Source organism: Ruegeria sp. H7 (assembly GCF_056532945.1).
The window spans coordinates 980610-1002467 of the sequence record NZ_JBQFNZ010000001.1 but is presented as its reverse complement, the minus strand read 5'-3'; the positions used below and the strand labels follow the sequence as shown (position 1 = coordinate 1002467).

General features: G+C 56.7%; 21 protein-coding genes. 16 read left to right on the top strand and 5 right to left on the bottom strand.

What is annotated here, in order from left to right:
- Window positions 1-62: 62 nt before the first annotated feature.
- The 5 genes from ACR0AC_RS04700 to ACR0AC_RS04680 all read right to left on the bottom strand — a co-directional run bounded on the left by ACR0AC_RS04700 (window position 63) and on the right by ACR0AC_RS04680 (window position 7159).
- Window positions 63-3206 carry an ATP-binding protein gene (locus ACR0AC_RS04700; RefSeq protein WP_480872156.1) on the bottom strand — a complete coding sequence of 1048 codons (3144 nt, stop codon included), beginning with the start codon at window positions 3204-3206 and terminating at the stop codon, window positions 63-65.
- Window positions 3200-4825: a B12-binding domain-containing radical SAM protein gene (locus ACR0AC_RS04695; protein WP_480872154.1), complete on the bottom strand. Its 1626-nt coding sequence runs from the start codon at window positions 4823-4825 to the stop codon at window positions 3200-3202. Before ACR0AC_RS04695 ends, ACR0AC_RS04700 begins: the two co-directional genes overlap by 7 nt.
- 179 nt (window positions 4826-5004) lie before the next feature.
- Window positions 5005-5142, bottom strand: coding sequence for a hypothetical protein (locus ACR0AC_RS04690; RefSeq protein ID WP_170452947.1), 138 nt, complete (start codon window positions 5140-5142; stop codon window positions 5005-5007).
- A 131-nt stretch (window positions 5143-5273) separates the two neighbouring features.
- A complete protein-coding gene (locus ACR0AC_RS04685; protein ID WP_480872152.1) occupies window positions 5274-6158 on the bottom strand; it encodes an amidohydrolase family protein in 885 nt (294 codons plus the stop codon).
- On the bottom strand, window positions 6155-7159 hold the full coding sequence (locus tag ACR0AC_RS04680; RefSeq protein ID WP_480872151.1) for a nuclear transport factor 2 family protein: 1005 nt from the start codon (window positions 7157-7159) through the stop codon (window positions 6155-6157). Before ACR0AC_RS04680 ends, ACR0AC_RS04685 begins: the two co-directional genes overlap by 4 nt.
- 106 nt (window positions 7160-7265) lie before the next feature.
- On the opposite strand from ACR0AC_RS04680, the gene ACR0AC_RS04675 reads away from it, so the two are divergent.
- The 16 genes from ACR0AC_RS04675 to ACR0AC_RS04600 all read left to right on the top strand — a co-directional run bounded on the left by ACR0AC_RS04675 (window position 7266) and on the right by ACR0AC_RS04600 (window position 21698).
- On the top strand, window positions 7266-8312 hold the full coding sequence (locus ACR0AC_RS04675) for an ABC transporter ATP-binding protein (protein ID WP_170521510.1): 1047 nt from the start codon (window positions 7266-7268) through the stop codon (window positions 8310-8312).
- Between the two features lie 95 nt (window positions 8313-8407).
- Window positions 8408-9661 carry an ABC transporter substrate-binding protein gene (locus tag ACR0AC_RS04670; protein ID WP_480872149.1) on the top strand — a complete coding sequence of 418 codons (1254 nt, stop codon included), beginning with the start codon at window positions 8408-8410 and terminating at the stop codon, window positions 9659-9661.
- 67 nt (window positions 9662-9728) lie between these two features.
- Window positions 9729-10760, top strand: coding sequence for a carbohydrate ABC transporter permease (locus ACR0AC_RS04665; protein ID WP_170452933.1), 1032 nt, complete (start codon window positions 9729-9731; stop codon window positions 10758-10760).
- Between the two features lie 9 nt (window positions 10761-10769).
- Window positions 10770-11651: a carbohydrate ABC transporter permease gene (locus ACR0AC_RS04660; protein WP_170452930.1), complete on the top strand. Its 882-nt coding sequence runs from the start codon at window positions 10770-10772 to the stop codon at window positions 11649-11651.
- A 135-nt stretch (window positions 11652-11786) separates the two neighbouring features.
- The gene (locus tag ACR0AC_RS04655; RefSeq protein ID WP_170521521.1) at window positions 11787-12317 is read left to right on the top strand and encodes an ester cyclase; all 531 of its coding nucleotides are present in this window, start codon (window positions 11787-11789) and stop codon (window positions 12315-12317) included.
- 11 nt (window positions 12318-12328) lie between these two features.
- Window positions 12329-13660, top strand: coding sequence for a histidinol dehydrogenase (hisD, locus tag ACR0AC_RS04650; protein WP_170521523.1), 1332 nt, complete (start codon window positions 12329-12331; stop codon window positions 13658-13660).
- Window positions 13657-14709: an ester cyclase gene (locus tag ACR0AC_RS04645; protein WP_480872146.1), complete on the top strand. Its 1053-nt coding sequence runs from the start codon at window positions 13657-13659 to the stop codon at window positions 14707-14709. Before hisD ends, ACR0AC_RS04645 begins: the two co-directional genes overlap by 4 nt.
- Window position 14710: 1 nt before the next feature.
- Entirely contained in the window at window positions 14711-15478 is a 768-nt protein-coding gene (locus ACR0AC_RS04640; protein ID WP_480872144.1) for an SDR family NAD(P)-dependent oxidoreductase, read from the top strand.
- Window positions 15478-16497, top strand: coding sequence for a LacI family DNA-binding transcriptional regulator (locus ACR0AC_RS04635; RefSeq protein ID WP_480872142.1), 1020 nt, complete (start codon window positions 15478-15480; stop codon window positions 16495-16497). Before ACR0AC_RS04640 ends, ACR0AC_RS04635 begins: the two co-directional genes overlap by 1 nt.
- Complete coding sequence (locus ACR0AC_RS04630; RefSeq protein WP_480872140.1) at window positions 16494-17468, top strand: nuclear transport factor 2 family protein; 975 nt, start codon at window positions 16494-16496, stop codon at window positions 17466-17468. Before ACR0AC_RS04635 ends, ACR0AC_RS04630 begins: the two co-directional genes overlap by 4 nt.
- Window positions 17469-17481: 13 nt before the next feature.
- The gene (locus ACR0AC_RS04625; protein ID WP_170449316.1) at window positions 17482-17622 is read left to right on the top strand and encodes a hypothetical protein; all 141 of its coding nucleotides are present in this window, start codon (window positions 17482-17484) and stop codon (window positions 17620-17622) included.
- Window positions 17619-18578 (top strand): cupin domain-containing protein, encoded by a 960-nt coding sequence (locus ACR0AC_RS04620; RefSeq protein WP_170452910.1) that lies wholly within the window; start codon window positions 17619-17621, stop codon window positions 18576-18578. Before ACR0AC_RS04625 ends, ACR0AC_RS04620 begins: the two co-directional genes overlap by 4 nt.
- Window positions 18575-19177 carry a class I SAM-dependent methyltransferase gene (locus ACR0AC_RS04615; protein WP_480872137.1) on the top strand — a complete coding sequence of 201 codons (603 nt, stop codon included), beginning with the start codon at window positions 18575-18577 and terminating at the stop codon, window positions 19175-19177. Before ACR0AC_RS04620 ends, ACR0AC_RS04615 begins: the two co-directional genes overlap by 4 nt.
- 12 nt (window positions 19178-19189) lie before the next feature.
- Window positions 19190-20314, top strand: coding sequence for a cobalamin-independent methionine synthase II family protein (locus ACR0AC_RS04610; protein WP_480872135.1), 1125 nt, complete (start codon window positions 19190-19192; stop codon window positions 20312-20314).
- On the top strand, window positions 20311-21006 hold the full coding sequence (locus tag ACR0AC_RS04605) for an alpha/beta fold hydrolase (protein ID WP_480872133.1): 696 nt from the start codon (window positions 20311-20313) through the stop codon (window positions 21004-21006). The genes ACR0AC_RS04610 and ACR0AC_RS04605 overlap by 4 nt, the downstream gene beginning before the upstream one ends.
- Window positions 21003-21698 (top strand): RraA family protein, encoded by a 696-nt coding sequence (locus ACR0AC_RS04600; RefSeq protein WP_480872131.1) that lies wholly within the window; start codon window positions 21003-21005, stop codon window positions 21696-21698. The genes ACR0AC_RS04605 and ACR0AC_RS04600 overlap by 4 nt, the downstream gene beginning before the upstream one ends.
- Window positions 21699-21858 lie beyond the last annotated feature (160 nt).

Here is a 21858-nt window from a genome sequence, read left to right as displayed (position 1 = left end):
CTGCTGGTTGCAGCAAGAAGGAATGCTGCTTTGTTGGCCCTTGCTCCAAATTCGAGGGATGATCAGCTCGACAGGCCCTCGATAATCGCGCGCGCCATTTCGGCTTCCTTGCTGTCAGCGGCTGGGTCCAACCCCTCTACCGCTTGCAAAAGCGCCTGGGCGGCTTCACGAGGCCGCCCGGTTGCGCCCAAGAATTCCGCGAACGACAGGGCGCCGCGTAACTCATGTGACTTGAACCCTTGTTCGCGGGCTTGCTCTATGCATGAACAATACAAGGCCTCAATGGCAGCCGGATCAGCAGCCCGCCCTGCGGCGAGCAGATCGGCTTTGGCTCGAATGACCTCTGGTTGGGCCCAAAGTTCTCCTCCGGTTTCGACTGCCTCTTCGGCACTCTGCAAGGCCGTTAGCGCCTCATCCTGCCTTCCCAGCATCGCATACGCTTTCGCAAGGAAAACCAGCTTGAACGGCTCAGCGAAGTTGTCCCCGGTCTCGGCATGTATCGCCAAACCTCTTTCCAAGCGGTTGACTGCTTCTGCAGCATACCCTTGCATGATCCCGACAATGCCTAGGCATTCGTCAGCGAGCACCTCCCAGAATGGCATGTTGCGCTCTTTTGCAAAGTCAAAGATCGTTTCCGAGATCGTTTCAGCTTCGTCGAACTGCGCGGTGTTCAGCTTTACAAAATGCGCGAATGACAACGCGTAGCCCAGCGTGTGCGCATGGTTCAATTCCTTCGCTTCAACCAACGCACGCTCAATCAGCCTGCTGGCTTCACCACCGCGGCACTCGGCGCAACAGACCAGCGCTAGGCTGCACAGTGCCATCACACGTACATCGGTGCCATAGAAGTAGACGAGATCACGATGCCGTTCAGTTTGGTATTGATGCAAGGCCGCTTCCAGGTGCTCGCGCGCTTCGGCGGGGCGGCCCGACAAGAAGAGTGAGAACCCGCTTAGGCGCAGCCCTACGAGAATTGCGTCGTCGTGCGACTCGCGCCGGGCCCGTGACAGAAACTCTTGGGCCAGCGACAGTGCGGAATAGACATCTCCGGCAGTTTGTCGTGAAACCCAACGCGCGTATAGCAGCGGAAATAAACGTTGTGTGTCATTAAGTTTGTGGCACAGTTCAAGCGCGCGATCACTTGCGGTTTCAACCTCGCTCGCAACAAAACCCTTGGTTGCGAACAATGGTCCTAGCAACGCGGTTTGCGCCGCCAACTCCAACTGATCCCGTTCTTGCCCTTCAGGCAGTTTTTCTGCTTCTTCCAGCGCATGACGAAGGTTTGCGATTGCCTCCAGATTGGATGATCCATTCAACGAAAGCTGCGCCGCCTGCAGCCAGTAGGTCGCCGCGATCTTGGCAAGCCCCGCCCGGGACGCGTGTTGTGCAAGTACAAGCGGCGAACAGGAACTGCGGTCGGAAGGCATCTTTCTGAGAAAGTCCAGCGCAACCTTGTGCAATTCCCGTCGCCGCGGTTTCGGAAGGGACAGATAGGCCACATCTCGCACCAACGCATGTTTGAAGCGATAATCAGAGGACGGGTCTCGAATAACCCTGAAGATCAGTCCCGCCGCAAGCAAGGATTCCAGTGCCTGGTCGATTTCAAGTTCATCCCATCCGAGTATTGCACTCAGACCCGCCCTGTCGAAACTGCGGCCAAAAACGGCGGCAACTTGCGCAAGCTCCTTTTCCGGACCCAGCTTGTCCAATCGGGCCATCAAAGAATCCCGCAGTGTCGCGGGAACACGGAATCCGCTGGTACCTGAATCGTAATGACTTTCCTTGTCGGCGGCATCGAGAAATACGCGAGTGACCTCTTCAATAAACAATGGATTTCCATCGGCCCGAGCGACAATCGCGTCAACCGCGTCGGTTACCAAAGTTTCTTCATCAGCCACTTGCAGGCATAATCTTCTGCTATCATCGCGAGAAAGCGGGTCCAACGCGACTTCAACTGCGAGGGTTCCGGCTAGCATAGCGATCGGTTCACGCGAACTTATTGCTATCATAATTTGCCGTGATGAAATCTCCGCGATCAAACGGCCGAACAGTTCCATCGTTGAAGGATCGACCCAGTGCGCGTCTTCGAGAATGACAAGCAACGGCTTCTGTTCCGCAAGTGACAGAATAAACTGGATCAGATCAGAAACCAGCTTTTGGCGAAGCTCCCAGGAATCTCTCGTTTCGCTCGTTTGCTTGGGTTCTTTGGTTAAGAACTGCGATAGGGAATTCGCGAGATCTGAGCCATCGAATTCTGCCTCACTTAGTAATTCGTGTAGTTGAGCAGGGGTGTTGTGGGTCGCGTCCGGCATGTTCAATGCCGATAGCCGCGCTATACCATCGAAGATGGGAAAGAACCCCTCATTCTTATGTTCTGCTGAGCCATAAAGAGATAGAATATTGGCATTACCCTGAGCTGAAAGCTTTTTGCGCAGCACCCTGATCAGGCGGGATTTTCCTATCCCACCTTCCCCTATCAGGACAATACAGCGACCCTGACCTTCGGTCGTACTCTTCCACGTCTCCTCGAGAATTCTTAGCTCGCTTGTACGATTCACAAGAGGGCTGACAACTTTATGAAGCCGGATGGAGAGCTTGTTGGGCACATCGCGGCTGGAAACGACGCGGAACAGCTCTATCGGAACAGAAACACCCTTAAGCTCGACCGACCCCATCGTTTCAAGGTCAAAATAACCAGAGACCAGTGGTTGGGTATTTGCGCTGATAACAATCGAATTGGGTTCTGCCATTCCTTGGACGCGATAGGCTACGTTGGGAACGTCGCCAACGATCTCTGCAGCCTCCGGCCCTTCGTCAGCCCCCGTATCGTTCGCAAACATTATTCCGGTGTGAATACCGATACGTATCTGCAGCTGTTTGTCGAGCGCGAGAGAGAACCGTTCGTTGAGTTTTGATATGCGTTGCACAATCTCCAGCCCGGTCGAAATTGCAAATCGAGGGGCATCCTCGTGAGCGGTTGGGTAACCGAAGTAAACAAGAACACCGTCCCCGGAAAAGCCGCCGATTTTCCCGTTCGCCGCCCGGGCCGCATTCATACATTCCTCGCGAAACCCTTCTAGAATGCTGTGCAAGTCCTCGGGGTCGATATGTTGTGACAACTGGGTGGAATCAACGAGATCACAAAACAAAGCTGTAATCTGACGTCTTTCGCCGCCTGACGATTGCGAGTTTTGACCCTTCAGCATGAATGCGCCTCCATCAAGTGCATCTCGTCGGTTTCCAATACATCTTTGGGCGCAGCATCCATCAGCCAACTTGCCAGTTGTCCGTCGTTGCCGGTTATCATAATTGGCTCGAAATACTTTCTTCGATCCGCCTCGGTAATGCCGTCCGGTATATTGGCATATTGAGGATCCAGACGATCTTGGCCGGCAATGAAACTGCGCTCTGCCACATCTGAATATCGAGAGGCAAAAGACATCATGCGCAGGTTGGAACGTACAGCAATAAACCAAAAATATGGATTAAGACTGCGAGTCCGGAAAAGCCGGTACAGTGTTGATGAAACAACATTTGCCCAGCCAAACAGACGTCCGGGGCTCTCAAGCAGTTCTCGAGCGAAAACCGTAATTTCATCATGGGAGCTAATCGTGTTGTTTACCACGATAGTCTCGCAATCCAGATCTCGCAGACGGACATTGGGCATAAGGCGCCTCTCGCGGGCGCACTTCCAAAAAAATCCGGTTCCGAGTAAGGGCGTCACAAAACTGCAATAACAGGGTAGCGGAAAATCGCGCCTATCGCCAATGTGGCGCAATTGTCGGCGCATTGTCTCGACAGATGTTGTCTCAGGGTCAAAGAGATACCCGTATCCGACACACAAACCCTGCTTTTCGGCATAAATAACGTCGTCGATGACATTCGATCTGCGTGACAGGTTTTGCTTTTTTCTGTGGCTCTTCAGAAAATTCTCATCAAGCGACTCAATTCCAACAAAGACGTATTTGCATTTTGATTGAACAAGAAGATTGATCAAATCCCGGTCCCGCAAAGCATCTTGCGTGAGCATTGCGCCCCACGCTTTGACTTTTGGGTTGCGGGCAAGAAGGTTGACTACTGCCTTCATGTGGGCGCGGTTGTCGATAAAGTTGTTGTCGATGAACCAGATAATTGGGTATTTGGCGCGAGCGCTGCCCGACGGGCTTTTTTTGATTGCGTCGTCGATCGTTGCGGCCACCCGCTCCAATTTGTATTTAGCGTGCAGGGCATTTTCTGCCGGAAGAACACAGAAATCACAACGAAAGCTGCATCCACGTGACGCCTCGATTAAATGAAGCGGCAGGTCGATTCCATTCTCTGAAAGCAAACCGTGATCAATCTCATAATCTCGAATCTGATGCGACGACGAATAATAGATCTCATTCGTTTCGCCGATTTCGTAGTCGGTTAGAAAATCCCGGAACGCTTCCACCCCGCCTGCACAGACGGTGTCAAAAAATTGACTGGCGAATCTTGGAAACAGCGTGCACAAACTACCCCCGGCGACCACCTTTGCACCGGCGCTTCGAAAGGAATATGCAAGTTGCCGCATGCGGTCAAAATCCGTTTGGAGTCCGGTCAGAACGCAGATATCCACACCAGTAGTCTCGGCGCAATTGTATGGGCTATGCCAATCTTCCAAATGAATTTTCAGATTATATTTTTTCCGATCAATCAATGATCCCAAGTGAAGCGCGCTCATTGATTGTAAGAAATCGCGCGATCCTCTTTCAGATCGATCCTGAAGAAGGCGCGCACAAATTATGATGATATTGGTTTCAGGATACCCACTCTCAGAGCTAGGCTCTTTGGAATTCAATTTCATTGAAATACCTCGACCCGTTAATGGATAAAGTTTAAGCTAATAGACACTCTTGAGTCACTAATTCATTGATTTCCGGGTAACGTGTTGTTTGGAAATTAAAAAAATAGCGACAACGTTGGGGTATCGGCTTGTCCGGCTTGGGGCGAATAGCCGTAGGTGACCGGCACGATACTGCACGATCAAAGCTCGAAAGTGATCTGTATTTTCGAAGCCTTGAAGACCTGAGTGTAACACAGAATCTCGCGCGCCCAGCTGTAGTCGAGCGCAAAGGATCGCCCTCGATTGACAGGGTCGGACACTGCTGGATTCTGTTGCATTTTGCAGCATCCAGTAGTTTGGGTGCTGAGCCTAGTCGTTGGGATTGACCTGAACAGACTTGAAATATGTCCGCCGCAAAGCCTGCTGGCTCTGACCTGCTTCCAGATCTTCAACGCACCCGCTAACCGCTCTAAGAAGTACCAAATCGATAAAACCGTTCCGCGGTTTCGCGAAATACCGCTGACTTGGCCTGATCTGGGATCAGATCGCGGAAGGCTTTCATCAGTGTTGTATAGTTACTGTAAAGGCTGTCGACCGGAAAGTTCGACCCGAACATCACTCGGTTCATTCCGAACTGCGCGAGGCAAGTATCAATGATCGGACGAATGCTCTGGGCTGACCAACTGTGATCAAACATGCCCAGACCGGACAACTTGCATGTTATGTGGGGCAGCTCTGACAATGCCCGCAGATATTCAGCCCACCGGTTCAAGCCATCTACGCTCCGGTCATGAGGGGAGCCCGCGTGGCAGAGCGCTATCTGCGTGTCCGGGGCTTGCGCAAGGATGTGGGCGGTTTTTGCATAAAGTTCGGGGATGAGTTGCAAATCAAAACTCAGCCCGCGGCGCCCTGCCTCCTGCAATCCTGCGAGAAAGCGGGGATCGTCCAACAGGGCATTGGTTCCAGTCCGGGCATCCTCGCCCGGTGCACGCCCGACGATCTGGCGCACTCCGCGCACTGTGTTTAGATGTTGGAACGCGTCGAGTTGGTCGTGCAGATCCGGTGCGGTGAGATCACAGAAAACGACCTGCGCCATTGGCCAATCTAGATTGGCATCGGCAACAGATTGAACCCAGCGGGCCTCGGCCAGACCGTCTTCAGCGCCGACCTGAATGTGAACCGAGGCGCAAACGCCGTTGGCTTTTGCGTCGAACCGGAATTCACCCAGTAAGTAGTTTCTTTGAATTGGCGTCGGATCCCCGAAAAAGCGCTTTACCCCGCGGGCCATCAGCCACGGGTAATGAACCGCCTCTAGATCCCAAAGATGGTGATGGGCGTCGATCCAGCCGGTCATGTGCGTGGCACCTCTTGCATGCGTTTAAGAATATCGATGCCTTGCTGTTTCCAGAAATGCAGCAGATCGATGAAGATCCAGTTTTCGGCCAGCTTGTCCCCGGCGCGGCGGTAGATGTCGATGACACGGAACTCACTCGTCTTGTCTGTGGCGGGCATGCCCATGAAACCGCCGGTGGGCCGTGCGGTGAAATTGGGCCATCCGAAGAACCCCCCGTAATGCCCCTCGGCCATGCGGCAGATATGTTTGGTCTTTGACCGGTCCGTGAACCCGGCCCGGAATGGCCCGGCATGCTGTTTGGCATATCGCTGGATCGTGTAGGTTGCGCCGATGCCGGTCGGCCCCCACCACAGCATGTCTTCTTGCCATGTGCGCCGCAGTTCATCCTCAAGGCTCAGACCGCTGTTCCATTGGCCGAGATCTGCGATCATCGCGTTGATTGCGGCAAGGGTCTTTTGCCCTTCTTCAGGAGGCTGCGGTTCGAAAATCAACCCGTCATGAGTCATGGGGCCGGGCTGAACAAGCTGCGCTGCCGTTTGCGGTGGAAAGGGCTGCAAACCAGCTTGCAGCATCAGATGCGGTATGTCGAAATACATGGCTGTCTCGGTGATCTGCCCGTTTTCGACCCTGTTGAATTCGCAATACCGCAGAAACGCCAGTTTGCCGGTCGGTGGGATGCCCAGCCAGGGCGCGTCGAACAACCCCATCAAATGCCCCATCGAGACAACCCAGACCGATGAGAATTCATCAATCTCGTTGGCCCCGGCCATAAAGATATCCTGCCGTCTTTGCAGGTTTTTCAGGGCGGCCTTCAAAGGGGTCCAGAAGGTGCGTGCGACCTCTGCTGCGTTGTGAACTTCGTCGAAGGGATGAAAGCCTCGCCATATGTGATTCGAGCCGTAGAACTCGGTCAAAACGCTGCTTTCAGTCCCCGGTTCGGCAGTGTCCAGCTTGGCGTAGAAGTTTCTTATGACTTGTTTTTCCGCCGAAAAATCTGGCATGTGAAGGCGCTCCCTGCATACGATTGCAAAAAAATCTTGCCAAAATGCCGCAGTTAAGTCTACCGTTATTGCAAGCGTATGCAAAAAAATCTGACGGGAGGGGCTGATGGCCGAGATTCAATTGCGGAATGTTGGCAAGCGATGGGGTTCGTTTGTCGGCGTCGACAATTTCGATCTGACCATAGCTGACAAGGAATTCCTTGTATTGCTGGGCCCCTCGGGCTGCGGCAAGACGACGACCATGCGGATGATCGCGGGTTTGGAAGATGCCAGCGAAGGCGACATTCTGGTCGACGGGGTGCGCGTCAACGATATGGAGCCCAAGGACCGCGACGTGGCGATGGTGTTCCAGTCCTATGCGCTCTACCCGAATATGAACGTCTACGAAAACATCCGCTTTCCGCTGAAAGTGCGCGGCATTGACCCGTCGACCCATGACGACAAGGTGCGCCGCGCGTCGGCTATGGTCGAACTGGATGACTTTCTGCATCGTAAACCGGCGGAACTGTCCGGTGGTCAGCGTCAGCGCGTCGCCCTGGCGCGCGCAATTGTGCGCGAGCCGAATGTCTTCCTGATGGACGAACCACTGTCGAACCTCGACGCTAAGCTGCGAGTTTCCACGCGCGCTCAGATCAAGAACCTGAGCCACGAGCTTGCGGTGACAACCATCTACGTAACGCATGACCAGATCGAGGCGATGACGCTTGCTGATCGTGTGGTCGTTATGAAGAAGGGCGTCGTGCAGCAAGTAGGCAGCCCGACCGAGATTTACGACACGCCTGCCAACACATTTGTCGCCAGCTTCATCGGCAACCCGGCGATGAACCTGATGGAAGGCGAGGTTCGCGACGGAGTTTTTGTCACGAAGAACGTGGAGATTCCCGGTGTGCAAGCGCCCGAGGGCCCGCTGACACTGGGGTTCCGCGCAGAAGATGCCACGCTTGCGGAAAACGGGCAGGGGCAAATCAACGCTCCGATCTATACCCAAGAGTTGCTGGGCGACGCGACGATGATCTCGGTTCGCGTTGGTGGCGCGCTGGTTTCCGTGAAGGCCGACAAGAATTTCCGGGCTGAAATTGACGACATGGTGTCGATCTCGGTGCCGGTCGAGATTTGCCATCTGTTTGACGGCCAAACCGGCGAACGGATCTGAAAGTAGCCCCGTAAATCACCGGGGATCAGCCTCGGGACCAGAACTTTGTGCGTGACAGGGGCGCGCACGACACTTCAGAGAAACAGGGAGATGAGATGTTTCTGAAAAAGCTAGCTACCGTAACCACTTTCGTCGGATTGATGGGTTCGGCTGCATATGCGGCGAACTGCGGTCCCGAAGGTCAATCCATCCGAATTCTGGCCAGTGATTTTCCGGCCATCCATGCCGTTGCAGGCACAGCCGAGGAAAACTGTGCAGGTGGGGCGTCCGAGTTTTCGACCAACCACACAACCGAAGCGCGCCAGATCATGAACGCGGCCCTGACGCCGAACCCGTCTGAATACACCTCGGTCATTCTGGCCAACGCGACGCTGACCCAGCTGATGAATGACGGTCTGGTGCGTCCGCTGAACGATTTGGTTGAAAAGTATGGCGAAAATATCTCGCCCAACCTTCTGATCACCATCGATGGCAACGTCATGGCTGTGGCCTTCATGGCCAACTCGCAGCACCTGTTCTCGCGCACGGACATTCTGGAGCAGGCAGGCTTTGACGGTATTCCGGCAACTTACGAAGAAGTCCTTGAAGCCGCCGAGATGATCCGCGCCGCCGGTATCATGGAACATCCGATCGTGATGAACCTAAGCGCCGGTGACGGTGGCTGGAACCTCGCCGAGGTGTTCAACATGATCTACCTTGGGCATGGCGGAGAGTTCTTTGAGCCGGGCACGGCCGAGCCAGCGATCAACAATGAAAAGGGTCTGGCCACGCTTGAAGTTATGAAGGCTCTGGCTGGATACGCGCACCCGGATCACCTGACTCACGCCTCGAACGAGACGCAAGGCCTGTGGGAAGCCGGTCAGGCCGCACTTGGCGTCATGTGGGGCTCGCGCGGCTCGCCAATTCTGGATGATGAAGGGTCCTCGGAAGAGGTAACCTCGAACACTGTTCTGTCTGCGGCACCGACAGTTGGCGGGGGATCGACCCCGGCTTCGACATTGTGGTGGGATGGTTTCTCGATTGCCTCCAACGTGTCGGATGAAGAAGCAGAGGCCACCTTTGCGGCACTCGCCAGCTCGCTGACACCCGAGATGGTCGCGGCAAACAATGACGATGCCGTTTGGTTGCTGGAGGGATATGAACCAGGGGCGGCCGCTGCTGGCGTTGCTGCTACGGCGCAAGGCGGTGCAAAACCCTACCCGATGATCCCCCAGATCGGCATTCTGCACGCCGCTCTTGGCAAGGAGCTGTCTGACTTCATGAAGGGTAGCGAGTCTGCGGAGCAAGCGCTTTCCGATGTCGAGGCAACCTACAGAACGTCGGCCAAAGAGGCTGGCTTCCTCCAGTAAATCTCCCCGACTTGAGGGGGCTGTCACGGCCCCCTCTCTTTCTCGAATTTAGATCGGGACGCATGTTATGAAACACCGCACCTTCTTCTGGTTTGTTCTGCCGACACTGTCAGCGATGATCTTGTTCATCGCGCTGCCGATCGTGTCGGTGTTTATCCAGTCGCTTTTTGTCGAACACGAGCAGGTTCTGGTCGTCTCGGAAAGTTGCGGTCCGTTTGGATGTAACCCGACAACAACAGTCGATACGGAAGCGACCGAGAAGCTGCGGGAAGAACAACCGCTGGGCCGTTTCAACGGTCTGGGCACGTATTTCGACCGGTCACATCTGGCACTCGCCGACATTGGGGAGGCCTGGTCAACTTCAGAAAGCCTGGGTGAGTTCTGGTCGAAGGTTTACAACCTGCCATTTTACAACGCTCTGACCTTCACGCTGGCCTATACCTTCATTGTAACGCCTCTGGTCTTGGTTCTGGGTTTGGCGATTGCGGTTGGGGTCAACAACCTGCCACGCGCATTGAAGGGCCTTGCGATCTTCATTTCCCTTTTGCCATTCCTCGTAACCCCACTGGTAGGTTCCTTGATCCTGTTCTGGATGGTCGACGGTGACGGGGTGATCGGAGCAACAATTCAACGGCTTTTCAATGATCCAACCCTCAGCCTGAAGGCATCCACGCCGCTGATGTGGATCATGTTGATGGTGTATGGTGTCTGGCACACCCTGCCGTTCAGCTTCATCACCTTCTATGCCGGGCTTCAGACGGTGCCGGAAGATACGATGGAAGCGGCGCAGATCGACGGTGCCAGCAAATGGCAGAGCATGATCCATGTGGTTGTGCCGCATCTGATGCCGCTGGTTTCGTTTGTGACCCTGATGATGATCATGGACAATCTGCGTGTCTTTGAACCCATCGTCAGCTTCAAGGCCGAGGCCCATGCGCGCTCGCTCAGCTGGATTATCTTCAACGACCTGCGCGAAAGCGGCAATCCGCTTTACGCCTCGGCTGGCGCGACCTCGCTGATCACCATCATCATCGTGGTCATTCTGATGATGCCGGTGCTGGTGCGCACATGGCGCGACTTCACCCGTAAATCTCACTGAGGACACGACATGGCGACCAAAGCACAATCCCGCATGACCCCGCTAAAGCTGTTCTCATACACCTTTGTCGCGTTCTGGCTGATCATCGCAGCGTTCCCTTTCTTCTGGACCTTCTGGGGCAGTTTCAAGGTTCAGGCTGACTTCCTGTCGAAAGCCGACTGGATGAACGCGCTGCGCGGCACAAACACTATCGAGCAAACCGGAAGCGCCTTTACCGGTGCAGGTTATTACGGCGCGTGGATCGAGGAAGATTTCTGGTTCAACTTCAAGAACACCGGCATCGTTGTCTTCTTCACCGTGGTCATCTCGCTGACCTTCGGAACATTGGGCGGCTACGCATTGGCCCGGTCCGGTTTCCGCTATGCGTTCTGGATCCTGATGGCGGCGCTGGTATTCCGCGCCATGCCGCATATCACGCTGGTTTCAGGCTATCTGCTGTGGTTCTTCGAATGGAACGTCTGGGGCATTCTGCCAACGACCATCATTGTGCTTGTGGCAATCAATCAGCCCTTTACCCTGTGGATGCTGCATTCATTCTTCAAGAACATCCCGAAAGACATGGACGAAAGTGCCATGGTCGATGGCTGCACCCGGTTTCAGGCTTTCCGGCATGTGATCGTTCCGGTCATGTGGCCCGGCGTGATCACCACCGGTCTGTTCAGTTTCCTGCTGGCCTACAACGACTTTACCGTGGCCGTGATGCTCTTGAGTGAAGAGAATGAGACCATCATTCCCGCCATCAACAGCTTCATGGGCACCACTCAGGTTGAAGGCAAGGTCATGTATGCCGTCGCGGCCGTTGTCTCGGCGACTGCCCCGCTGTTCGTCCTGATCCTGTTCTTCCAGCGCCAGATCGTCAGCGGACTGACCGCCGGTGCGGTGAAAGGCTGATGAGCGCGTCTGCACGACATAAGGCCATTGGGCGCCATCCGGCGCTCAACCGGATGCCGAGGGATTTTCTGTCAGAGCATTAACACTCTCTGAAAAAACGGAAATTCCTTACGCACCAACAAAAGGACGAGACACATGAAGGGCTCCCGCCCCGAACAGGCCGTGCTGACCAAAGACACGGATATGAGCAAAACCGAAGAAACGCGCGCTGTTATCGAAGGGATGGTCGATGGGCTGAACGATCATCGCATCGACGACATTGGCGAGTTCTTCTCGCAGGGCTTCCGCTGGATGGGCAATCAGGGATGTGGCACCAAAACCGGCCTGCAACAGTTTCAGGACAACTGGCAACGCCCGTTTCAGGCGGCGTTTTCGGACAAGACCTGCATTGATGAGGCCCGCCTTTACATGGGCGAATGGGCCGCCGCATTCGGTCGCCAGGAAGCCACCCATTCAGGCGAATTTCTGGGGATCGCCCCAACCGGCAAGCGGGTCGAAATCCGCTACATGGACTTCTGGAAAGTTGTCGACGGCAAGATCGTCGACAATTGGGTGAATGTCGATTTCGCTCATGTCGCCGCACAGCTGGGCGTGGACGTCTTCAACGGCGAAGGCTGGGAAGCATTTGACCGGGGCGAGAAAACGCCGCCCCGGCCTGCAAACTGAGGATCAGGATAATGGCAATCGAATATCTGAAACGCGGCAAACCCGAGGCCGACAGGGCCGAAGATGATGCCAAGACCCGCGCTGTCGTCGAGGCGACCCTGAAAGACATCGAAGCGCGTGGGGATACGGCTGTGCGCGAACTGTCGGAGAAATTCGACAACTACTCACCCCAAAGCTATCGCCTGAGCCAGCAACAGATCGATGATCTGATCGCATCGCTGTCTGAACGGGAACTGGCGGATATCAAGTTCGCGCAAGCGCAGGTGATGAATTTCGCCCAGGCGCAGCGCGATTCAATGCTGGACATCGAGGTGGAGACTTTGCCCGGAGTGATCCTGGGGCATAAGAACATCCCGGTTCAGTCTGTGGGTTGCTACGTTCCTGGCGGCAAGTTCCCGATGGTGGCGTCGGCACATATGTCTGTCGCGACGGCCAAGGTTGCCGGTGTCCCGCGCATCATCGCCTGCACCCCGCCGTTTCAGGGCAAGCCCAATGCCGCTGTCATCGCGGCGATGCATCTGGGCGGCGCGCATGAGATCTACGTGATGGGCGGCATTCAGGCCGTGGGTGCCATGGCCATCGGAACGGAAACGATCGAGCCCGTGCACATGCTGGTCGGTCCCGGCAACGCTTTTGTCGCGGAAGCCAAGCGGCAACTCTTTGGCCGTGTCGGCATCGACCTTTTCGCGGGCCCGACCGAGACCATGGTGATCGCAGATGAAACTGCCGCAGATGCCGAGCTTTGTGCCACCGATCTGCTGGGTCAGGCCGAGCATGGGTATAACAGCCCCTGTGTTCTGCTCACCAACTCGCGCAAACTGGCCGAGGACACCTTGGCCGAGATCGACCGTATTCTGGGCATTTTGCCAACTTCGGACACGGCCCGCGTCAGTTGGGATGAATATGGTGAGGTGATTGTCTGCGACACGTATGAAGAGATGTTGACAGTGGCCGATGACATCGCGTCCGAGCATGTGCAGGTCATAACCGACCGCGACGATTGGTTCCTTGAGAACATGACCTGCTATGGCGCGCTGTTCCTAGGGCCGCGTACGAATGTGGCCAATGGTGACAAGGTGATCGGCACCAACCACACGCTGCCCACCAAGAAAGCCGGGCGTTATACTGGTGGTCTTTGGGTCGGTAAATTCCTGAAAACGCACAGTTATCAAAAGGTTCTGACGGATGAAGCCGCAACGATGATCGGCGAGTTCGGGTCGCGCCTGTGTATGCTCGAAGGTTTCGTTGGCCATGCTGAGCAGTGCAATATCCGGGTGCGTCGCTATGGCGGCATCAATGTTCCCTATGGCGAAGGTGCGCCTTATCGAGAGGCGGCGGAATGAGCGATATCCATTCGGCGAACAAGGCACTGATCGCGCCGCTTCGGGCCGCGATGTATGACTTTGACGACGTCCGTGTTCAGGCGGCGCTGAAGGGCGTGATCGCCGCCGACGCCGTCATCCATATGCCGCATCCCTTCGGTGATCTGACCGGTCCGCAGGAACTCTATGACACCTGCTATGCGCCCCTGCTGAAAGCCATGCCCGACCTTGAACGACGGGATTGGATCGTGATGGGCGGCACAACCGAACATGGCGATGACTGGATCGGGTGCGGCGGTCATTACTACGGCACCTTGGTCGCCCCGTGGCTGGACATTCCGCCAATCGGGCACCTGACCCATATGCGGTATCACGAATTCTATCGCGTCGTGGATGGGCAAGTGGTCGAGATTCAGACGCTCTGGGATATCCCCGAAGTGATGATGCAGGCCAAAGCCTGGCCCATGGCGCCGTCCTTGGGTCTGGAGTTCTGTATTCCAGGCCCTGCCACCTTAGACGGAATTGTGCCGGGCCCGTGGGATGAGGCCAAATCTCAGGCGTCCTGCGCCCATATCGTTGAAATGCTGGAACACCTCAAGAAACACCCAAGCCAGGGTGGCCCTGAGGTGATGGAGATGGAGAAATTCTGGCATCCGCGCATGAACTGGTATGGCCCCGCAGGGATCGGCACCGGGCGCGGCATTGCAGGGTTCCGCAATTGGCATCAGATCCCGTTCCTGAACGGGATGCCGGATCGCGGCAAATACGTGGACGACATCACCTATCATTTCTTCGGGGATGCTGAATACGCCGCCGTGACCGGCTGGCCGAACATGATCCAGACGGTGACCCATGACGGTTGGATGGGCATTGCGCCATCTGGCAAGCGGATCACCATGCGCAGCCTTGATTTCTGGCGCTTGGAGAATGGTCTGATCCGTGAAAACTGGGTTTTGGTCGACCTGCTGGACGCCTACCGGCAACTGGGCGTAGATGTCTTTGCCCGGCTGCGTGAATTCAACAAGGTACGCGTACAGGGCGAGATTCCATTCCCGGTCGGCGAGGTTTGATATGCCCCAATTCCCCAGCACCCCCAGTTTCAGTTTAAGCGGCAAGCGCGCTTTGGTTGCGGGGGCATCCTCTGGCATCGGCATGGCCTGTGCCGTGGCGCTGGCGGAACACGGGGCAGAGGTGACATTAGCAGCGCGCCGGACCGGCGCGTTGCAAGACATAGCCGCTGAAATGCAGGCGCGTGGCTGGCAGGCCAATGTGCTGGAGTTAGATGTGTCGGATATCGAGGCGACGGCGCAGGCAGTGGCACAAAGCGGCCCGTTTGATGTTCTTTTGAACTCAGCCGGGTTGGCGCGTCACAGCAAGGCTGTGGACACGCGCCCCGAGGATTTTGATGCCGTCATGGATGTGAATGTCCGGGGTGCGTATTTTCTGACTCAGGCCGTGGCAAGGGGGTTGTTGGAGGCCGGGCGGTCAGGATCGCTGATCAATATCTCCAGCCAGATGGGCCATGTCGGCGGGCGCGAGCGTGCGGTCTATTGCGCCTCGAAGTTCGCTGTCGAAGGGTTTACCAAAGCCATGGCTCTGGAATTCGGCCCGGAGAAAATTCGCGTCAACACAATCTGCCCGACCTTCATTCTGACCGATCTGACGCGCCCGACCTTTGAAGACCCTGATAAACGCGCCTGGATTCTGGACAAGATCAAGCTGGGCCGGCCGGGTGAGATCGAAGACATCATGGGCACCGTTGTCTATCTGGCCTCTGACGCCTCGGCGCTGGTCACGGGCACCTCCATGCTGGTGGATGGAGGTTGGACGGCGGACTGATGGCAATACAAAAGGTCACATCGATGGACGTTGCGCGGTTGGCCGGTGTAAGCCAATCGGCGGTCAGTCGTGTTTTCACCCCCGGCGCATCGGCTTCCAAAAAGACCATTCAAAAGGTTCGCAAAGCGGCAGAGGAGTTGGGCTATCGTCCAAATGTTCTGGCCCGGGCAGTGGTGTCGGGCAGAAGCCGGATCATTGGCCTTGTGGTCGCCTATCTGAACAATCAGTTCTACCCCGAGGCGCTGGAAAAACTGACCAACGCGCTGCAGGAGCGTGGTTATCACGTCTTGATTTTCATGGCCTCGAACTCGGCGCAGAATATCGACAAGGTTGTCGAAGAAATTCTTGATTTTCAGGTGGATGGGATCATTGCGGCGTCGGTTGCATTGTCATCGGACCTTTCCGATCGGTGCCGTGCCGCCGGTGTGCCGATGGTGCTGTTTAACCGGGCGCAGGATGACCCGGCCATGTCATCGGTCACCTCGGACAACACGGCGGGCGGTCGCAAAGTGGCCGAGTTCCTGCTGGCCGCCGGTCATAAGAAGATCGGATACATCGCCGGGTGGGAGGGCGCGTCGACGCAGCGGGATCGCGAAGCTGGTTTTACGGCCGCGCTGAACGAAGCAGGCGTTGCGCTGCATGCCCGCGAGGTCGGCAATTTCGGAACCGAAAAGGCGCAGGAAGCGGCCCGCAGGATGTTCGCCTCGGATCCGCCCGAGGCCGTCTTTGTTGCAAACGACCATATGGCCATCGCCGTTATGGACACGCTCAGGTTCGAAATTGGCCTGAAGATCCCACAGGATGTGTCGGTTGTGGGCTATGACGACGTTACCGTAGCAGCCTGGCCCAGCTACGACCTGACCACCGTCCGACAACCGGCAAACCGCATGGTGTCTGAAACCGTGGACATCTTGCTAAGCAAAATCAATGACCCGCGCATGGGTCCCCGACGTTTAGAGATTGATGGGCCGCTGATCGTTCGCGGATCGGCCCGCGTACCTGAAGGATGGAAAACATGAAGGGGTTTGATCCCAAATTCAAAGACTTTCCCGATTACATCATCGGGATCACCAAAGAGATTTGGGAAGATCGCGGAATTGCCACGCTGCATGATTACTATGCGCCGGACATTGTCGTGCGTTCGCCCGGATCGGTGGTTTTCGGCAATCAGGGGGTAATAGCGGCCACGATGGCGACGCTGGCCGAGTTTCCGGATCGGACGCTGTTGGGCGAAGACGTGATCTGGTCCGGTACGCCGGAAGAGGGGATGCTGTCCTCACACCGTCTTTTGTCGACTGCAACCCATCTTGGGGACGGGGTGTACGGCAAGGCCACCGGGAAAAAGCTGGTCTACCGTATTCTGGCCGACTGCCACGCCATCAATAACCAGATCAATGATGAGTGGCTGATCCGGGACCAGGGTGCAATCGTGCAGCAGATGGGCTGGGAGTCGAAAGACTATGCCCGTGATCTGATCGCACGCGAAGGCGGATCAGAGGCTTGCGTGCGGCCTTACACCCCATCGAATGATCAGCCTGGCCCGTATGAAGGCAGCGGCAATGACAATGAATGGGGTCAGAAATACGCCGATATCCTGACCCGGATCATGAGCGCGGATATGAGCGCTATTGAGGCCGAATATGACCGGGCCGTGCAGTCGGAATACCCCGGCGGCACCACCGGGCATAGTTGGGGACCGGTTGATCGTTTCTGGATGGGCCTGCGCGCCTCGTTCCCGAATGCCGAGTTCCAAATCCAGCACCATATCGGTCGGGACGACCCGATGATGCCGCCGCGTGCCGCGCTTCGTTGGACGTTGCACGGCAAACACGATGGGTGGGGTGTCTTCGGTGTACCAACCGGAGCCGAGGTTTTTGTGCTTGGCATCAGCCATGCCGAATTCGGTCCGTGGGGCCTGCGCCGCGAATACACGCTGTTCGATGAAACATCTGTCTGGAAACAGATCCTGTTGAAGACCGGTGATCTTTAAGATGGCCTGTCTTATGTCAAATCTGGATGCCGGGCAGGCGATGCGGCGGTTCCACGCCCATCGGGCCAGCCTGCGCGCCCGGCGGCTGAACAACCGTCCTCCGGGCTTTGGGGTTGAGATCGTTGTACCCCAAACACAAGGAAAATTGACATGAGCACCATTCAACAACGCATCGTCCGCTACGGCGAACTGAAACCCTGCAAAACCGCGTTTATCGACGCCCACACACCGGGCAGCGATCAGAAAGAGAACTTTACCATCATCGGCGGTGGGGTGTCCGAATCTCCGGATCAGCATGTGCACATCACCGACAAGATCGGGTTCAATATCGGCGCTGCCGGGCAACCTCCGAAATGCCGAAACTCTTTGCACAGCCACACCACGGCCGAGGTGTTCTTTGTCGCCAAAGGCCGCTGGCGGTTCTTCTGGGGCCGCTATGGCACGGCTGGTGAGTTCATTGCCGAAGAAGGTGACATCTTCAACATCCCCACCGGTATCTTTCGTGGCTTTGAAAATGTCGGTCAGGACTACGGCATGATCATGTCGATCCTCGGCGGCGATGATGCGGGCGGCGGCGTCACATGGGCACCGCAGGTGATCGAAGACGCGCAGGCGCATGGTCTGATGCTGGGCGACAACGGCGTTCTTTATGATTCCAAGAAAGGGCAGGAGCTGCCGCACAATGTGCGCCCGATGCCTTTGCTGACCGAAGACCAACTGAAGACGTATCCCGAGGTTCCGGTTGAGGATGTGGTTGGCAAATACGTGGCCCGGTACTGGGATCTGATGGCATTGTCGTCCAATAAGCCAGCCGTGGTTATTGGCGAGGATGGCTTGATCAAGGACAGACCGGGTTTTGAGGTCGATTTCCTTGGGCGGGGCTCTTGCGTAGCAGACGCGACCGAAACTGAGAAACCCGTGGTGTTAATGCCAGCCAGCGGCCATTGGCGTGTCACTGTCGACGGCTACGAAACCACTTTGTCCGTTGGAGACACCGCTTTGGTTCTGCCCGGTGAATCCTATCGCGTTGTTCCATCGATGACCGGGCAGGCGGGCCTGTACCGGATCACCGCAACCGATGACCCGGCAGGAGCGACCTGGACAGGATGAAAGCAGATCCCAATGACACACACGACGTTTACGAGCGGCAGGCGAGCGAATACGACAAGCGCCGCTCGAAGGCTTTGTTCGAGGCGCGCTGGCTGGCGCGCTTTACGGCCAGCCTGAAGCCCGGCGATCATGTGTTGGATTTGGGCTGCGGCACCGGCGACCCTATAGCGCGCTGGTTCATGGCCGAAGGTTTCGCCGTCACCGGCGTCGATTTTTCCGTGGCGATGCTGGCCTTGGCGCGGGACCGCTGGCCCGATGGCGATTGGCGCAAAGCCGACATGCGGGATTTCGAGCTGGACCAGCAGTTTGACGGCATCATCGCGTGGAACAGTTTTTTTCATCTGACAGCAGATGAGCAGAAGGGTTGCATCGCGCGTATGGCGCGCCATTTGCGGCCCGGTGGAATGCTGATGCTGACCGTCGGTCCAAGTGCGGGTGAGGTCAGCGGCACGGTAGGAGCCGAGCGCGTATATCACGCCTCGCTGTCCCCGGCAGGCTATGCCGTGTGTCTGGAAGAAAACAGGCTGCACCTGACCGGATTTCTGGCCGAAGACCCCGAAACCCAAAGCCACACAGTCCTGATGGCACGAAAACTGTAAGGAGAGGCCCCAATGACCGTAAAAACCACCCATGTCGGGTCTCTGCCCCGCACGCAGGAGGTCGTGGATTTCATCTTCGCCCGTGAAAACAATGAACCCTACGACGCGGGGGCCTTTGACGCCTGTATGGCGGATGCCGTGTCCGAGACGGTGCGCAAACAGGTTGAAGCCGGGGTCGATATTGTCAGCGATGGGGAGACCTCGAAAATCTCCTACGCAACTTATGTCAAAGACCGCTACACCGGCTTTTCGGGTGACAGCCCGCGCAATGCGCCTGCGGATCTGAAGATGTTTCCGGGTTTCTTGCAACGCTTGGCAGATGATGGTGGCACGCCCCAATATGCGCGGCCCATGTGCACGGATGAGGTGCGCTCAAAAGGGCAGGGTGAGCTGGAGAAGGACATCGCCAACCTCAAAGCCGCCATGACGCAGCACGGGGCCGAACGGGGTTTTATGAATGCGGCCTCGCCCGGTGTCATTTCGCTGTTCCTGCAGAATGATTTCTATCCCACGCACGAGGCGTATCTGGCCGCGTTGGCCGATGCCATGAAGGAAGAATACGAAACCATCGTGGCGGCAGGTCTGGACCTTCAGCTGGATTGCCCGGATCTGGCACTGTCCCGGCATATGCTGTTCACCGATCTGTCTGATGACGAGTTCGTCATGATCGCCAACATGCATGTCGAGGCCCTGAACCACGCGCTGCAGAACGTGCGTGCCGAGAAAGTTCGCGTGCATATCTGTTGGGGTAATTACGAAGGCCCGCATTGCTGCGATATTGCGATGGACAAGGTGTTCAGCACCCTGATGGCGACCAAATCGCGCTATGTCCTGTTCGAAACGTCAAACCCCCGCCACGCGCATGAGTGGACGGTGTTTCGGGATCGCAAGGTCGAGATTCCAGATGACAAGATTCTGGTGCCGGGCGTGGTCGATACCACCACCAATTTCGTTGAACATCCCGAACTTGTGGCGCAACGGATCGAACGGTTCACCGGGATCGTGGGCGTGGATCGTGTCATCGCCGGCAGCGATTGCGGCTTTGGCACATTTGCGGGCTTTGGCGCGGTTGATCCTCAGATCGCTTATGCCAAGCTGGCGGCGTTGTCAGACGGGGCCAAGTTGACCGCATCATGACTCCGTTGATCCTGTTGCCCGGCATGATGTGCGATGCGCGCCTTTTCGGCCCGCAGATTCAGGCGCTGTCGGGTCGAATGCCGGTAATGACCTTTCCACTTGGCCAGCATGACAGCGTCCAAGTTCTGGCGGCAGACATTCTGAGAAACGCGCCGCCTGTTTTTGCGCTTTTGGGCCTTTCGATGGGTGGGATTGTCGCGATGGAGGTGGTGCGTCAGGCCCCTGAACGCGTGTCGCACCTTGCGCTGCTCGATACCAACCCGCTTGCTGAAACCCCCGAGGTAAAGGCCCGCCGCGCACCCCAGATGACTGCTGTGCGCGAAGGGCGCTTGTGGCACGTCATGCGGGACGAAATGAAGCCCAACTATCTGGCAGACGGACCAAGGCAGGGGGCCGTTCTTGACCTGTGCATGGTGATGGCGACCGATCTGGGGCCGGACGTATTTCTGCGTCAATCGCGGGCCCTGATGGATCGCCCTGATCAATGCGATACCCTGTCTGCCTATGCAGGCAAAACTCTGGTCCTGTGCGGTCAGGATGACGGGCTTTGCCCCGTCGAACGCCATGAACTGATGCACCGCCTTCTGGCCAACAGCACGCTCGAAATCATTTCCGGCGCAGGCCATCTGCCCACCCTCGAAAAACCCGATGAAACCACAGCCGCGATCTCGCGCTGGTTGGAGGACCTATGAAACCGTCCCTTTTGTCTTTGCTTCGCAAGGTTGATACCCCCACGGTCTGCAATGCCATCGAAGTGGCACAGGGCCAGCGCGGCTTCGACCGTTTCACGCGCGGCACCATGCACTGCTCGGCCCCCGAAGAACCGCCCATAGTGGGGTATGCACGGACTGCCAAAATCGCCGCCGTCAATCCGCCCGCCGAACCGCCCGAGATCATCAGGGCGCGGCGCATGGCCTATTACAGATACATGGCCGAAGCACCGTCACCGTCCGTCGCGGTGATCGAAGATCTGGATTACCCCGATTGCATCGGAGCCTATTGGGGCGAGATCAACACGACGGTCCACAAAGGTTTCGGCCTGTCGGGTGCGCTTACTAACGGGGTGATGCGTGACCTCGGCGATCTTCCGGAAGGCTTCCCGGTGGTTGCCGGGTCGGTCGGCCCAAGCCACGGCTTTGTCCATGTGCGCGAGCTCGACACTCCGGTCTCGGTCTTTGGCCTGACGGTCAATCCCGGCGATCTGATCCATGCTGACCGTCACGGCGCGCTGGTGGTGCCCGAAGACGTCGCGGGCCAACTAGAGGCCGCGATCCAAAAGCTGCTGACGACCGAGCGCATTGTCCTGGACGCGGCCAGCCAGCCTGGATTTGATTTTGAAGCTTTCGAAACCGCGTGGTCTGAATTCGAATCCGCCCGAACCTGACAGCTGATTGCTGATAGGAACCGTCAGTTGCTGACCTCGGCCATGAGTTGCAGGCAATCGCCAAGGCCGCGTGACCCCGAAACAACTGCGCTATGAAGCCCTGCATTTCGAAGACCGTGGGGCAAAGTGGAATTCCTTATCGTTCTTCCTTAACCTGCAC